The organism is Polaribacter dokdonensis, assembly GCF_024362345.1.
Classification (GTDB): Bacteria; Bacteroidota; Bacteroidia; order Flavobacteriales; family Flavobacteriaceae; genus Polaribacter; species Polaribacter dokdonensis.
In genome coordinates this window covers 1,015,789-1,030,420 of sequence record NZ_CP101505.1, presented here as the reverse complement: position 1 = coordinate 1,030,420, position 14,632 = coordinate 1,015,789, and the positions used below count along the sequence as shown (strand labels likewise).

At 30.9% G+C, this 14,632-nt stretch carries 14 protein-coding genes; all 14 read left to right on the top strand.

Translation table 11 applies throughout. The features are described from left to right. Positions 1-124 precede the first annotated feature (124 nt). The 14 genes from LPB302_RS04810 to LPB302_RS04745 all read left to right on the top strand — a co-directional run bounded on the left by LPB302_RS04810 (position 125) and on the right by LPB302_RS04745 (position 14,527). Positions 125-1,057, top strand: a complete 933-nt coding sequence (locus tag LPB302_RS04810) for an NAD(P)-dependent alcohol dehydrogenase (RefSeq protein WP_053975181.1) — start codon at positions 125-127, stop codon at positions 1,055-1,057. Between the two features lie 422 nt (positions 1,058-1,479). After that, complete coding sequence (locus LPB302_RS04805; protein WP_053975381.1) at positions 1,480-2,388, top strand: TolB-like translocation protein; 909 nt, start codon at positions 1,480-1,482, stop codon at positions 2,386-2,388. A 134-nt stretch (positions 2,389-2,522) separates the two neighbouring features. Beyond that, positions 2,523-3,125 carry a hypothetical protein gene (locus LPB302_RS04800; protein ID WP_053975180.1) on the top strand — a complete coding sequence of 201 codons (603 nt, stop codon included), beginning with the start codon at positions 2,523-2,525 and terminating at the stop codon, positions 3,123-3,125. 51 nt (positions 3,126-3,176) lie between these two features. Further along, on the top strand, positions 3,177-4,007 hold the full coding sequence (locus tag LPB302_RS04795; RefSeq protein WP_053975179.1) for an alpha/beta hydrolase: 831 nt from the start codon (positions 3,177-3,179) through the stop codon (positions 4,005-4,007). Positions 4,008-4,235: 228 nt separating this feature from the next. Beyond that, entirely contained in the window at positions 4,236-4,922 is a 687-nt protein-coding gene (locus LPB302_RS04790; RefSeq protein WP_053975178.1) for a DUF4386 domain-containing protein, read from the top strand. A 13-nt stretch (positions 4,923-4,935) separates the two neighbouring features. Next, on the top strand, positions 4,936-5,997 hold the full coding sequence (gene trpS, locus LPB302_RS04785) for a tryptophan--tRNA ligase (RefSeq protein ID WP_053975177.1): 1,062 nt from the start codon (positions 4,936-4,938) through the stop codon (positions 5,995-5,997). A gap of 314 nt (positions 5,998-6,311) precedes the next feature. Then, on the top strand, positions 6,312-8,006 hold the full coding sequence (pafA, locus tag LPB302_RS04780; protein WP_074613568.1) for an alkaline phosphatase PafA: 1,695 nt from the start codon (positions 6,312-6,314) through the stop codon (positions 8,004-8,006). A 103-nt stretch (positions 8,007-8,109) separates the two neighbouring features. Further along, a complete protein-coding gene (locus LPB302_RS04775; protein ID WP_053975175.1) occupies positions 8,110-9,525 on the top strand; it encodes a serine hydrolase domain-containing protein in 1,416 nt (471 codons plus the stop codon). Between the two features lie 269 nt (positions 9,526-9,794). Beyond that, positions 9,795-10,358: a YdeI/OmpD-associated family protein gene (locus tag LPB302_RS04770; protein WP_053975174.1), complete on the top strand. Its 564-nt coding sequence runs from the start codon at positions 9,795-9,797 to the stop codon at positions 10,356-10,358. 88 nt (positions 10,359-10,446) lie between these two features. Beyond that, on the top strand, positions 10,447-11,013 hold the full coding sequence (locus tag LPB302_RS04765; RefSeq protein WP_053975173.1) for a hypothetical protein: 567 nt from the start codon (positions 10,447-10,449) through the stop codon (positions 11,011-11,013). A gap of 43 nt (positions 11,014-11,056) precedes the next feature. Beyond that, a complete protein-coding gene (locus LPB302_RS04760; RefSeq protein WP_053975172.1) occupies positions 11,057-11,911 on the top strand; it encodes an alpha/beta fold hydrolase in 855 nt (284 codons plus the stop codon). Between the two features lie 7 nt (positions 11,912-11,918). Then, on the top strand, positions 11,919-12,869 hold the full coding sequence (locus LPB302_RS04755; protein ID WP_053975171.1) for an alpha/beta fold hydrolase: 951 nt from the start codon (positions 11,919-11,921) through the stop codon (positions 12,867-12,869). A 90-nt stretch (positions 12,870-12,959) separates the two neighbouring features. Continuing rightward, a complete protein-coding gene (locus tag LPB302_RS04750; protein WP_053975170.1) occupies positions 12,960-13,799 on the top strand; it encodes a leucine-rich repeat domain-containing protein in 840 nt (279 codons plus the stop codon). Between the two features lie 71 nt (positions 13,800-13,870). Further along, complete coding sequence (locus LPB302_RS04745) at positions 13,871-14,527, top strand: class I SAM-dependent methyltransferase (protein WP_053975169.1); 657 nt, start codon at positions 13,871-13,873, stop codon at positions 14,525-14,527. The last annotated feature ends 105 nt before the right edge of the window (positions 14,528-14,632 follow it).

Genomic DNA, 14,632 nt, shown 5'->3' with positions numbered 1-14,632 from the left:
CAAAAGTAAAATAACCCTAATAATAAATTGAGAAATTCATAGAATAATTGAATTGGTTCTGTTTTACAAATACGAACCTTTAACAGCACTATTTGTATCAACTTTGTAGTAAAATATTTTAATAATGAGAGCAATAGAATGTCTAAAGTATGGCGATGCAGAAAACTTGGTGCTAAGTACTGTTAAAAAACCAACACCAAAAGATAATGAAGTACTTATAAAAATATGTGCTACTTCTGTAACTGCAAGTGATGTTCTTATTCGTAGAATGAATGAACCTATGATTCCCAAATTTATACTTCAACTTATATTTGGTTTTGGTCGTCCTAGAAATCCTGTATTGGGAATGGTATCAGCTGGAATTGTAATGGCTAAAGGTAAAAATGTAACATTATTTGAAACAGGGGATGAGGTTTTTGGGTATGGATCAATGTCGCCTACCAAACGTCGTTTTGGTTCTTATGCCGAATATATTTGTTTGCCAGAAGATTGGAATCTGGCCCTAAAACCTGATAATCTTAGTTTTGAGGAAGCTGCAGCCATTCCTTATGGAGGCTTGCTAGCTTCTCATTTATTAAAAAAGGCGAGTATAAACAAGGGCGACAAAGTTTTAATTTATGGAGCGTCAGGAAGTATAGGTACAATGGCGATACAATTGGCGAAACATATGGGTGCATATGTTACTAGTGTCTGTAGTCGTAAAAACTTCGATTTAGTAAAATCTTTAGGAAGTGATAAGATGATTGACTACACCTTAAAAAATGCTGAAGCACAATTAGAAACCTATAACTATGTGATTGATGCTGTAGGTAATTCGAAATCATCGACACTTAAAGAGAAGAGCAAAAAAGCATTGACTTCGAATGGTAAATACATATCCATAGATCATGGGACGCCATTAACACCAAAAGAAGCTTTTTTAAATTTAAAAAGTTTAGCAGAACAAGAGAAGATTACACCTGTTATTGATTGTATATATCCTTTAGAAAAAATGGCTGAAGCACATAAGTACGTTGAAATGGGGCATAAAAGAGGAAATGTGATTATTACTATTTAGTTGCGCTATAGAATATTTCAATTTGTAAATTATTAGTAAAAAACCCAATTATATTTTTGTAAAGGGTCGAAAATTAAACAGAGAAACTTTAGATTCTTTTAATGAAAAGGCAAAAAATAGAAAGAACCTAATGGCTACTGCACTTAGATATTTGGAAAACCTAATCGTTGAAAAATAAGCTACGTGTAAAAATGTAAATGGAATCAGAAAAATTAAAATAAGATACGATATAAAGGCCTATTTGCATCATAATTTATATACCTGCGTCATAATTTTCAATCCATCATCAAACTTTATATCTAAGGCTGCATAAGAGTTTAAAGGAATGTTACTTCTTGACGTTTCTTTGTAGAGATAAAAGCAAGGTAAATAAACATATGAAATTTAAATCATATAAATACTTAAAATCACTCCAGTCTAGAATGAAAAAACTCATAATTAAACTCTCAGTATTACTAATAGTAATAGTATTAAGTGCTTGTAAAAATAATAATTCAAAAGCAAAAGAAAATGACTCTTCGATTTTAGAAACCCCATACCTTGGACAAAAACCACCAGGATTAACTCCTATACCATTTGCTCCAGGTCTCGTATCTACAGGTTTGTATGAAGTCAATAGTGCATTTACCCCAGATATGAAGGCGTTTTATTTTATTAGAAGAGGTGAAGAATATAAAAAATCAGCTTTTTACGAATACAAATACAACGAAATTAATGGGGAATGGGAAAAATCAGAAATAGCATCTCCATGGATAGGAAGACCAGTAATAGCTCCAAATGGACAAACAATGCATTTAGGTGACAGCTATCTAAAAAGAACAGAAGCTGGATGGTCAGAATTACAAAAACTAGCAGCTCCTATTGTAAGCAATGATTCTATGTATATTATGCGTCTTTCATCATCTGCAAATGGCACCTATTATTTTGACACCTATAAAGAAAACGATCCAGCTTTTCCAATACGTTATTCACGTTTGATAGATGGAAAGCATGAAGAAGCAATAGCTTTGCCCAAAGCAATAAACACAGGAACTTTTTTAAGCCATCCGTTTATAGCTCCAGATGAATCGTATTTGTTATTTGATGCTAAAAGGGAAGATGGTTTTGGGGACTCTGATATTTATATCAGTTTTAAACAAAATGATGGTACTTGGGGTAATGCCATTAATTTGGGTGATAAAATAAACACCAACGCCTGGGAAGCTTCAGCAAGTATAACACCAAATGGCAAATACCTTTTCTTTAGTAGAAATGTAGGGTCAGATAAATACGAAAATGTAGATATCTTTTGGGTAGATGCAAAAATAGTTTATGATCTCAAAACCAAATAATGATGTATAAAGATTTGTTCTAGTTTCAAAATACGAACTTTTAAACTCCAAACATTAAACAACTTTGCAATAAATAATAGTATTAATAAAAGCAATAAACAATTACAATATCAATCAAAATAAAAACAATCAAAATGAAAACAATCAAAAAACAAATTTTATTAAAAATGGCTTGTGTAGCCTTTGCATTAATATCTAGTATAACATATGCGCAAAACACAAATACAGAAACAACAAACCAAAGAGAAGGATTCATGTTTGAATTTACAGTAGGTGGAGGTATCATCAGTATAGAAGATAGTGCAGGCATTCAAACCTTCGATGAATCTCAAGGAACCTTTGTCTTTCCAGATCTAAAGTTAGGTTATATGTTAAATGATAGATTAGCGATTACTGTTTCTATGCCAGGAAACATTTATGAGTTTCAAGATAATGACAGAAATTTTGGAGGTTTTATCCCATCTGTACAATATTGGGTAAAGGATAAGTGGTGGATTCATGGAGGAATTGGTTTAGCCATAGATTCGCCTGCATTATATGATATTAAAGATGATGTAAATGACGATTGGAATTTTGGAACTGCTGTAATGGTAAGTTCAGGTTACGAAATGTATAAAAAGAAAAACTTTGCACTTAATGTTCAGTCTAAATTAGTTTTAGGTCATGCTTCATTAGATGGAGATGCGCAAAGAGATGCCTTAATCTTTAATGTAGGGTTAGGATTTAGCTGGTTTTAACATTTTATCTATTGCAAATATTCTATTGTTACCAAACATATAAAGCAAACTATGAAAAATTTGACATTTGTAATTATATATATTCTTCTTTCAGGAGTACAAACCACATTTGGACAGAATGAAACAGATGATATTATAGTAGGAAGTAAGTTCGTTATTAAATCTAATATTTTAGATGAAGAAAGAACCTGTTTAATAAGTCTTCCTGATTCATACAATAATTCATCTGAAGTTGATAAAAAATATCCAGTTATCATATTATTGGATGGATATACTCATTTTAAAACAGCATCTGGAATAGTACATTTTATGAGTTCTAATAGGAATCGAAACAATTTAATGCCTGAAAGTATTATTATAGCCATAGAGAATGTTGACCGAGAACGAGATTTTACAGTTACAAAAATTAAGACCAAACGACCGAATAATATGGGAGGTGGAAGGAATTTTTTGAATTTCATTGAAAAAGAACTAGTACCCTATGTTGATGAAAAGTACAAGACAGAACCGTTTAGAACTCTTGTTGGGCACTCTTTAGGAGGTCTACTGACATTAAATTCTTATATGGATAAAAGTAGCGTATTCAATGCTTACATTTCTTTAGACCCAAGTATTTGGTGGAATGAAGAGATGATGAAAAACAAAGTTGATTCTATTTCCTCAATATCATTATATAAAAAATTGTATATCGCTACTGCCAATCAAGGAGAGGCTAATTACAAAAGGAATAAACAAAGACACGACGCTCTCTATACTTTAATAAAAAAGAAATCGGATAAAACTCTAAATATCGAAATAGAATATTTTGAAAAAGAAAACCATCGCTCTGTACCATTAGTAGCTTTATACGAAGGGTTAAAATATATTAATAAAGAGGAATGATTTCGAAGCTGTTAATATCAACAAATACGTTTGGTAACACCTTATAAAATTAATTGCTGGCTTTTTGGCTACTTGCGAAAGTCCTTGCGGACTTTCTTGGTCGGTAATTAGTTGCTTAAAACACGCAACAAACCAAATACAAACACGTTGTGTGCCATTAGGGCAAAACTGTAACAATAATGCTATTACATCGTCAAAATTAGTATAAACATTAAAATTAACTATTCTATGAGTGCAAATACAGAACAAACAAGATTAATTAAGACCGCTAGAATAACTGGCTTATGGTATTTAATGATGGCTATTACAGGAATTCTAGGTTTTATGGTCTTTCATTCTCAAATATTTGTGTCTGGTAATCCTGAACAAACGCTAACAAATTTAGTAGAATTAGAATCTACAGCAAGAATAAGGTTGCTATTAGAATTTGGTATCGTTATTTCTCAGGCACTTACCGCAGTTTGGTTTTACAAATTATTTAAAGACAGTTATGAATGGGAAGCCTGGACGCTAGGTATATGGGGTATGGTAAATGCTTTAGCCATTATGATCAGTGCAATTTCAATGGCCTCAGCAATAGGTATTGCCAATTCTGATATAAGTGCTATGGCAGACAAAGTTTTACTAATTCAGGTTTTTCAACAAATAATTTCTAATGCCTGGGGTATTGGTGGTCTTTTCTTTGGACTTTGGCTGTTTCCTATGGGATACATAGTTATCAAATCTAAAAGAATGCCCATCTGGTTGGGAAGAATAATTGTTTTAGGTGGTATAGGCTATGTATTGAGTACCTTAATCCACTATGCAGGCATTGATTTTAGCTTCAATGAATATCTTACGCTACCGGCAACTATTGGTGAATTTTGGATGATTGGTTATTTATTAATTTTTGGCATAAGACCTAGCTATAAGTAAAATTAAACAAAAAATGTTAAATAAAAGTTTTGAAAAAGCAAAAGAGCAAAGCAAATTATTAGAAAATGATTTGTATAAGAATCCTCATAAGTATCGCGTATTAACGGGAGATAGACCTACAGGTAATTTGCATCTTGGACACTATTTTGGCTCAATTATAAACCGATTAAAATTACAAAGCTTAGGAATTGAGACTTATATTTTAATTGCTGATTATCAAGTGTTGACAGATAGAAATGTTTTTAATGAAATTTTAAAATTCACATATGAACTAACTTTGGACTATTTAGCCTGTGGATTAGACCCTGAAAATTATAAAACTCATATTTTTCCACATAGTCATATTCCTGAATTAAATCAACTAACTATTCCATTTCTGACATTAGTTTCCAGTTCAGAATTAAACAAAAATCCAACTGTTAAAGAAGAAATTACTGCTTCAGGACTGAGTAATATTAATGCAGGAATGTATATCTATCCAGTTCATCAAGCTGCTGATATTTTGTTTTGTAAAAGTAATGTGGTTCCTGTTGGAAAAGATCAATTACCTCATATAGAATTAACTCGGAAAATTGCAAAGCGCTTTAATACCAAATTCAATAAAAATATTTTTACAGAACCAGTTGCACTTTTTACTGATACCCCTACTATTCTTGGGTTAGACGGTATTCAAAAAATGAGTAAAAGTCGCAACAATTCAATTATGATAAAGTCAACAGCTGACGAAACAGCAAAACTAATAAAATCTGCCAAAACTGATTCAAGTCGTTACATATCTTACGACCCCGAAAACAGACCAGAGGTTTCCAACTTACTTAAGTTAGCTTCCTTATGTTCAGATAAAAGTCCAACAGATATTGCTGATAAAATTGGCGACCAAGGTGCAGGAAAACTTAAACAGCTAACAGCAGAAGCTATAAACACATATTTTGAGCCTATTAGAAAAAAAAGAATAGAGCTTGAAAAAAATAAAGATTATGTCAGGGATATTTTGCTTAAAGGTATAAGTAAAGCGAGAGAAACAGCTATTGAAACGCTGAGGGAAGTCACTGAGGCAATGAATATGAAAATATAATCACTTCTCATAACATTGTATAAACGTAATGCGGGCTAAAACATTAAAATTGAACGAATTATTACAACAAACATATCAGTAGATTGATAGTTAAGAGCTTCTAATCCTGCACTACGCTTATACTTGCCGTTAGGCGCAATCTCAACTAAGTCGAAAATAATATTACCTTTCTCAATAGCAATTTTAGAAAGGTGCGTCCCCACAAAATAAATCAACCACGAAAAAGCTAATTTGAATGTGATAAAAAACTCAGATTATCGTCTCTAAAATACAACTTGCATAAGTTCATTTAATAACCAAATTCAAAAATAACAATGAGTAATCTTATAATATCCAATAAAATAATCAATGTTTTAGTATTGTATCTAATTAGCTTAAATTTTTCCTATGGGCAAACTGAAGGCTCAAAAAAACCAAAATTAGTTATTGGTATCGTTGTAGATCAAATGAGGGCTGAACAACTATACAGATATGAAACAAAATACAGCGAAGATGGTTTTAAAAGAATTTTACGAGATGGATTCAATTATAAAAATACGCAATATAATTATACTCCAACGGTTACTGCAGCAGGCCATTCATCAATTTATACAGGTACCACACCAGCCATACATGGTGTAATAGGTAATAGTTGGTACAATCGGTATAATGAGAAACATACTAGTAGTGTGAAAGATACTACCGTAGTTTTAATTGGCAGCAAGAATCAAAATAATATAGGAGCTTCACCCAAGCAACTATTGACGACTACAATTTCTGACCAACTACGAATGAGTACTAATTTCAGATCAAAAGTAATTAGTGTCTCATTAAAAGACAGAGGGGCTGTATTACCTGGAGGTCATCTTGCTAATGCAGCATATTGGTATGATATTGAAACAAGTCCTGGGTATTTTGTTTCCAGCTCTTATTATATGAATGAGTTACCTAAATGGGTAAGTAAGTTTAATAAATTAGAGAAATCGAGTAAGTATTTAGATACCGTTTGGAATACACTTTACCCGATAGAGAGTTATACTGAAAGTTATGGAGATAACAACAAATATGAGGTTGTCCTTGGAGATAACAACCCGACCTTTCCTTATGACTTCAACAAACTTAGAGAAAAATACAGAAAAAGAAATATAGAATATTTGATGTTAGGGTTTTCGCCAGCTGGAAACACATTACTCACTGAATTTGCTATGGATGCAGTTAAAAATGAAAAATTGGGTAGCGATGAAGAAACAGATATGCTTACAATTAGCTATTCTGTCACGGATAAAGCAGGGCATATTTTTGGCCCAAATTCAGTTGAAATAGAAGACATTTATTTAAGATTAGATCTTGAAATAAGTAAACTTCTAAAATTCTTAGATAAAGAAATTGGTAAAGGAGAATATACGTTATTTCTTACGTCTGATCATGGTGCAGTTCCTATCGCCTCTTATTTAAATGATATAAAGGTTCCTACTGGAGTCGCTAGAATAGCAAGATATAAAAACCAATTGAGTAAATATTTAAGCACTAAATATGGAGAAGGTTCATGGATTCAAAATTTTGAAGATGACCAGTTGTATTTGAACAGAACTGCTATCCTTGAAAAAGGATTACAATTAGAAAGTATGCAGCAAGATGCTGTAAATTTTTTAGTAAATCTTAAGGGAATCAGTGGGGCTTTAGCTTCCCATCACTTACAAACCAGTCAATATAATTCTGGTTTAAAGAAGCTCGTTCAAAATGGATATCACCAAAAAAGATCTGGAGATGTTCTTCTTACTTTTGATGCTGGTTTAGTTCAAGATGATGATTCTGAAATTGAGGTGTCTTCAGTAAAAGGGACCATTCATGGTTCAGGCTATAGTTATGACACTCATGTTCCTTTACTTTGGTTTGGAAATGGAATAACACATGGAGAATCGGTAAGAAAAGTTTCGCCTATAGACATTTCATCAACACTAACAATGATTCTGAATCTTCAATTGCCAAGTGGAAATAGTGGGTATCCATTGAAAGAACTATTTAAATAATTTTAGGTTGAATTAAATATGCACTTGCGAATAGGGTATAGTTGCCTTTAATTAAAAATTGTAACAGTTTAATAAATTTATTGTCTCTTAATAATTTTCCAAAATGAATAAAATAAAAATTCTAATTTTTCTAATATCAATAATCTTTTTCACAAGCTGTCAGAATAAAAATAATCCCAAGACAACGGATTTATCTGAAATATCAATAAACCAAATAGACACATTGATGGAGGTGTCCTATGAACGTGGATTGTTCAATGGGAACATTCTTGTGGCACAGAGCAATACTATTATATATCAAAATGAATTTGGATATTCCGATGCCTCTAGATCAAAAAAACTTAGTAAAAACTCAATATTTAACATTGGTTCTATTGCAAAAGAATTCAACGCAGTTGCTATTATGATCTTGAAAGAACGAGGATCACTACATCTTGAAGATAAGCTATCAAAGTTTGATTTACAGCTACCAAATTGGTCCAACAAAGTAACAATAAAACATCTATTACAATATTCCAGTGGGTTACCAAAAGTAAAATGGAATAGTGTAAAAAATGATAAAGATATATATACTGATATAAAGAATATCGACAATTTAATATTTGAGCCTGGGTCTGATTATCTCTATAGTAACAATAATATCTTTCTTCAAAGAAGGATTGTGGAGAAAGTATCTGGGATGTCTTTCAATGATTTTATCCAAGAAAACATTCTAATTCCTAGTAAAATGTCAGATGCTATTATAGATGCAACTTCCAAAAATACTCAGCTAGTAACTTCATTTAATAATGATTTAGTGAATGATAGCTCTGGTGATATTGAATTTTCAGGTTGGGTGTTTCCTAGCATATCTGACATGTTCAATTGGGTTAATAGTTTACATTCAGGTAAGATAATCTCAAAGGAATCCCTAATGCTATTATTCGATTCCTTTTCAAAAAATAGCGAGTCTGCTTTAGGGAAAGGTGTTTTTAAGAATAATGAGTTAATGATATACCAACATCAAGGTTCTTCCTTTAATTACGAGTCTTTAATACATTATAACCTAAAAGAAGATGTAATGGTCATATTAATGACTAATAATAAAAACTTAAAACTTAGGAATATTGCTGAGGCCATAGAAAACATTACAAAAGGAAACTCTTTTAAAATTCCTCAAAAATCAGTTTATCTCTCAATAAGACAAAAATGCTATAATAATGTAGATGATGGTATCGAATATTATAAACAATTAAAGAAAAATTATCCTGATACTTATAATTTTTCTGAAGAGGGAGAATTAAATAGATTAGGATATAAACTAATTGAGAAAAACCAAATTGAAGATGCAATTAAAATCTTCAAATTGTTAGTTTCGGAGTTTCCTAACTCGGCCAACCCTTATGATAGTCTTGGCGAGGCTTACTATCTTAATGGAAATAATAGTATGGCATTACAAAATTATAATAAGGTTTTAGAATTAAACTCAAATAATACCAACGCAAAAAAAATGATTAAAAAAAATAAAATGAAAAATTAAAATAAGATACCATATAAAGCTTATTTGCATCATAATTTATATACCTGCATCATAATTTTCAGTTAATCATCAAACTTTATACTTAAAGCGCCATAAGGCTTAAGAAGTATGTCGCCTATTGATAGATCTTTGTTGAAGTAAAAACAAGTAGAAAGAACCTTGTTGATAATTATAAAAATAACAACCGTAAACTATTGAAAAAAGTTCAAAGACAAAAGAATTAACATTTGGAATTAACCAATCAGTTCAAAGTACTTAAAACAAGGATAATGCTTAAAAAAGAGTTAGAAACATACTGCCCTAAAAACCGAATGGAATGGCGTGGCTGGTTAGAAAAAAATCATCACTCAAAACATGCTATTTGGCTTGTATATTATAAAACAGCAACAAAAATACCTTCTCTTAGTTGGAGTGAAGCGGTTGATGAAGCATTATGTTTTGGGTGGATAGATAGCACTAAAAAGACTATAGATGACAAAAGATATATGCAATATTTCAGCAAAAGAAAACCTAAAAGTGTTTGGTCTAAGATAAATAAAGAAAAGGTTGATTTACTCATTCAAAATAAACAAATGACAAAATCAGGATTTGAAAGTATCGCTATTGCTAAACAAAATGGGTATTGGTCATTTATGGATGATGCAGAAAACTTAATCATTCCAAATGATTTGAAAAAAGCGTTAGCCGCTCATCAAAATTCATTTGAACATTTTCTGAGTTTGAGTAAATCGAAACAAAAAGAATTATTAGGTTGGATAGTTTTAGCAAAACGCCCTGAAACCAAACAGAAAAGAATACGTAAAATTATTGAATATGTCAATCAAGGAATTTAGAAGAACAAAATAAACGAACAGAAGCATCTAAAAAATAATAAAAATTAAAAACAATAAGCTGTATTTATATTATCAATAAAATATTATCATGAAAAAAACATTAATTACTTTGATTTTGTGCGGAATAACATTAACCGCTAAATCTCAAAATACAAGCGTAGAAAAATCAATATTCGGATTACAAACTGGAGTTTTAGGAATCTGGGCATATAATGAAACAAAACTATCAAATACCATAGCCTTAAGAACGGAAATTGGTTTTGATTTTGGTATCTGGGAAACTACTTATTATGATGATTACGATTCTCCTTTTATCCTGACACCTGTTATAGTTATTGAACCCAGATTTTATTATAACCTAAAAAAACGCTCAAAAAACTCAAAAAGAATTGATGGGAATAGTGGTAGTTTTATTGCCTTAAAAACTAGTTATCATCCAGAATTGGCTTTGTTTAATGCAGACGATGCTCCTGTGGTAAGTGATTTTGCCATTATACCTACTTGGGGAATTAGAAGAAATATAGGGAATCATTTCAGTTACGAAGCAGGTATAGGAATAGGGTATAGTTACACATTTGCTAAGCGCGCAGGTTATTCAGAAGACGAAAGTGGGATAGAACCAAATATGCACTTGCGAATAGGGTATAGATTCTAGTAAATAAAAAACAATTACAATATCAATAAAAAACAAAAAGAAAATGTTTTTCAAATCAAAAGAAGGAAAAGAAAAAATCTTAACGCTTTACAATCAGAAGCTAGATGAACTGAATATCGAATATTCAGAAAAATTGTTAGAAACAAAGTTTGGAGTAACTAATGTTATCATTACTGGTGATACTAAAAACCCTCCATTAGTGCTGATTCATGGTACAGGAGGTTGTGCTCCTTTAATTTTAGAATCACTCCCAAATTTATCTTCAAAATATTGTGTCTATGCAGTTGACGTATTAGCACAACCGAATAAAAGTGCCGAGAATCGATTAGATATGAAGTCGCTAGATTATGGAAAATGGGTTACAGAACTTATCGAAATCTTAAGGCTTACAGAAGTTACTTTAGTTGGGTTTTCTTTTGGGGGTTTTATTTCTTTAAAGACTTTAGAATTCAAAGAAACCCATATTAAAAAAGCATATGTAATTGCACCAGTTTACATTGTAAATGGTAACCCTTTTAAAGGGTTGTTTAAGATGTTTATTCCTTTAAAGAAGTTCATAAAAACAAATAATGATACCTATCTAAAAAAAGTAATAAACGTTCTTTTTAGTGAGGCAGATGATTTTGCCATCCAATTTATGGGAACTACTTTTCAAAACTGTAATATGGATTTTTCTCCTTTACCAGTTATTTCCAAACAATCTGCCAACAATATAAAAGCGCCGATAACTATTGTAGCTGCTGAAAAAGATATCCTATTTCCTGGAAAAAAAATGATAAAAAGAGCCAAACGAATTTTCTCATCATTAGATGAAATAGTTTTACTAGAAGATTCAAAACATGTACCTAGCAATGGAAACTTTAAAAAAATAGAAGATTTAATAATAGGTAAAAACTAATAATGAAATGGAAGCAGAAATAAAATCTTTAGGATTTCCTAATCCAAATATAATTTCTATAAACGGAATTGAGTTAGAAGTATTTGAAGCAGGTAAAGAAAATATTGGCAATCCCATTGTACTTTGTCATGGTTTTCCAGAACATGCTTTTTCATGGCGTTATCAAGTCCCAGCGCTTGCTAAAGCTGGTTATCATGTCATTGTTCCAAATCAAAGAGGATATGGTAATTCATCATGCCCTAAAGAAATAACGGCATATGACATAACCCATTTAACAGATGATTTAGTGGCCTTACTAGATTATTACAACTATAGAGATGCTGTTTTTGTGGGGCATGATTGGGGTGCAAATGTAGTTTGGAACCTTGCACTCTTGCATCCAGAGCGTGTCAATAAAATTATAAATCTTGCATTGCCTTATCAAGAACGGGGTGAAAAACCATGGATTCAGTTTATGGAAGAGGTATTTGGAGATGATTTCTATTTTGTTCATTTTAATAAAAAACTAGGCGTGGCAGATGCTGTATTAGATAATTATGCAGAAAAATTTCTTCGTAATTTATTTCGTAAGAATGTACCTCTTGCTCCACCAGAACCTGGAATGCTAATGATGAATCTTGCAAAAGCAGAAAAGCCTTTTGGTGAGCCTATTATGAACGACGATGATTTGTCTGTATTTGTAAAAGCCTTTAAAAATTCTGGATTTAATGGAGCCATCAATTGGTACAGAAACCTGGACAGAAACTGGTACTTACTAGCAGATATTGATCCAATCATTAAACAGCCTACACTTATGATTTATGGCGACCTAGATATGATTCCTAAATTTGAAAGACTACCCGATTTTGTTCCGAATTCGGATGTGATTAGTTTAGAGTGTGGCCATCACATTCAACAAGAGTTACCACAAGAAACAAACCAATCGATTTTACAATGGTTGGAACAATTTAATGCTTAAAAAGAAATGAAAAAACAAAAGGGATTTTATAGAGAAGGAACAGAATTTTTGGAGACTATAAACAAATTTTAATTTTTAAAACAATTTAAAATGAAAAAATCAACCCAAAAATCACTAATATATTGCTGCATAATTATACTTCTAGGTATTACAGTTTCGTGTTCTAGTGATAGTAACATTTTAGAGGAGCCTAATAATTATTTAAATATTCCTGATGAAAATTTTGAAGCGATACTTATTGAAAAAGGTATTGATTCTGATGGTATTATAAACCAGCAGATGCTAAAAAGTGATGCTGAAAATGTTACTAAGCTATCTCTTAACGGATCGAATATAAGTACATTAGAGGGTATTGAAGCATTTGTTGATTTAAAGATACTTGAAGCAGATGCAAATAATTTAACAACATTAGATGTAAGTAACAACATTTTATTAGATACTATTAGTTTAACTTCTAATAGCTTAACAAAAGTTGAAGGCTTAGAAAAAGCCAAAAATTTAACTTGGTTAAGTTTATCTTGGAACTATTTTACAGAATTTACATTAGATAATAATAATGTGAAAAATTTTCTCATCGATCATAATGATTTAACATCTTTAGAAATAGCAAATGCTCCAAAATTAGAAAGTGCAGTTCTTAACTTAAATCAAATAACAAACTTAGATTTTAGTAATAGTCCATTATTGAAAGTGTTGGTTTTTTCTGCTAATAAAGTAAAAACAATAAATTTGAATAATAACGTAAACTTAGAGTATATCTATGGTTCAAGTAATTTACTTACCCAATTTGATATTAGTAATTTACCAAATCTTATTGATGTTAGAGTAGATAGAAACCCAACATTAACTTGTATTAAAATTGCAAATGGGCAAGATATTCCAAATTTAAAATTATCAACATATCAAACAGCAAATGTAGATTGCAATTAATAAAAATCATTCAATTAAATTAACGAATTAGTTAATTAAAGGCACTGTTAAACAATTGTTATAACCATTTTATGACTTACGAAGAAAGTACGACACAAGACATAATAGAACGAAGAGGATATCGAAAGAATATAAAAGGTGACAAATTCTCACTATATATTTCGAATTATCCATCCAACGCTGAATATTTAAAATCGAGAATTGGAAACCCTAATTTGGTATTGGCTGAATTGTGTTGCAGTATTGGGATAACTTTAGAGTACTTAGCACCTAGCTTTAAGAAAGTAATTGGTGTAGATATTGATCAGAATATTCTACAAATGTGTGAATTCAATTTAACGGAAGCTGGTCTTATATCCAAATTCCAACTTATTAATGGAGATGTATTTGATGACAATACATTGAAAAGCATCAAAGCTGATATAATTATCTATGACATTCCTTTTTGGTATCCACATAAGCAAGAAAATCAAGGTAATTTAGTTTCTAAAAACCCTCCGTTAAAAGAATTGATAAAAAAAATTCGAAAAAATATCACATCAAATATTATTATTTTTTCGCCTCCTGAATGGAATTATGAATATTTTGAAAAACAACTGGGTTCTATTGAATTTGAGCAAGTTTTTATAAATCAAACACATAATAGAAATCAAATATATTTAGGTGATTTAATAAACAAAAAAGGGAAAACGGAAATAGCCCTAAACATCTCTCAAAAAAGATGTTAAGTCATTTATTAAATAATGATGTTTGAGGTGAAATAACAACAAACTGGTTACAGCACCGTATATTATTAATTGCTGTTCTTCGCTGCTTAAGAAAATCCTCGAATT

Coding starts and splice junctions, on each gene's coding strand:
- pafA (WP_074613568.1), top strand. CDS start 6,312: ATGAGTAATCTTATAATATCCAATAAAATAATCAATGTTTTAGTATTG.
- LPB302_RS04765 (WP_053975173.1), top strand. CDS start 10,447: ATGAAAAAAACATTAATTACTTTGATTTTGTGCGGAATAACATTAACC.
- LPB302_RS04750 (WP_053975170.1), top strand. CDS start 12,960: ATGAAAAAATCAACCCAAAAATCACTAATATATTGCTGCATAATTATA.
- LPB302_RS04810 (WP_053975181.1), top strand. CDS start 125: ATGAGAGCAATAGAATGTCTAAAGTATGGCGATGCAGAAAACTTGGTG.
- LPB302_RS04775 (WP_053975175.1), top strand. CDS start 8,110: ATGAATAAAATAAAAATTCTAATTTTTCTAATATCAATAATCTTTTTC.
- LPB302_RS04800 (WP_053975180.1), top strand. CDS start 2,523: ATGAAAACAATCAAAAAACAAATTTTATTAAAAATGGCTTGTGTAGCC.
- trpS (WP_053975177.1), top strand. CDS start 4,936: ATGTTAAATAAAAGTTTTGAAAAAGCAAAAGAGCAAAGCAAATTATTA.
- LPB302_RS04805 (WP_053975381.1), top strand. CDS start 1,480: ATGAAAAAACTCATAATTAAACTCTCAGTATTACTAATAGTAATAGTA.
- LPB302_RS04790 (WP_053975178.1), top strand. CDS start 4,236: ATGAGTGCAAATACAGAACAAACAAGATTAATTAAGACCGCTAGAATA.
- LPB302_RS04745 (WP_053975169.1), top strand. CDS start 13,871: ATGACTTACGAAGAAAGTACGACACAAGACATAATAGAACGAAGAGGA.
- LPB302_RS04795 (WP_053975179.1), top strand. CDS start 3,177: ATGAAAAATTTGACATTTGTAATTATATATATTCTTCTTTCAGGAGTA.
- LPB302_RS04755 (WP_053975171.1), top strand. CDS start 11,919: ATGGAAGCAGAAATAAAATCTTTAGGATTTCCTAATCCAAATATAATT.
- LPB302_RS04760 (WP_053975172.1), top strand. CDS start 11,057: ATGTTTTTCAAATCAAAAGAAGGAAAAGAAAAAATCTTAACGCTTTAC.
- LPB302_RS04770 (WP_053975174.1), top strand. CDS start 9,795: ATGCTTAAAAAAGAGTTAGAAACATACTGCCCTAAAAACCGAATGGAA.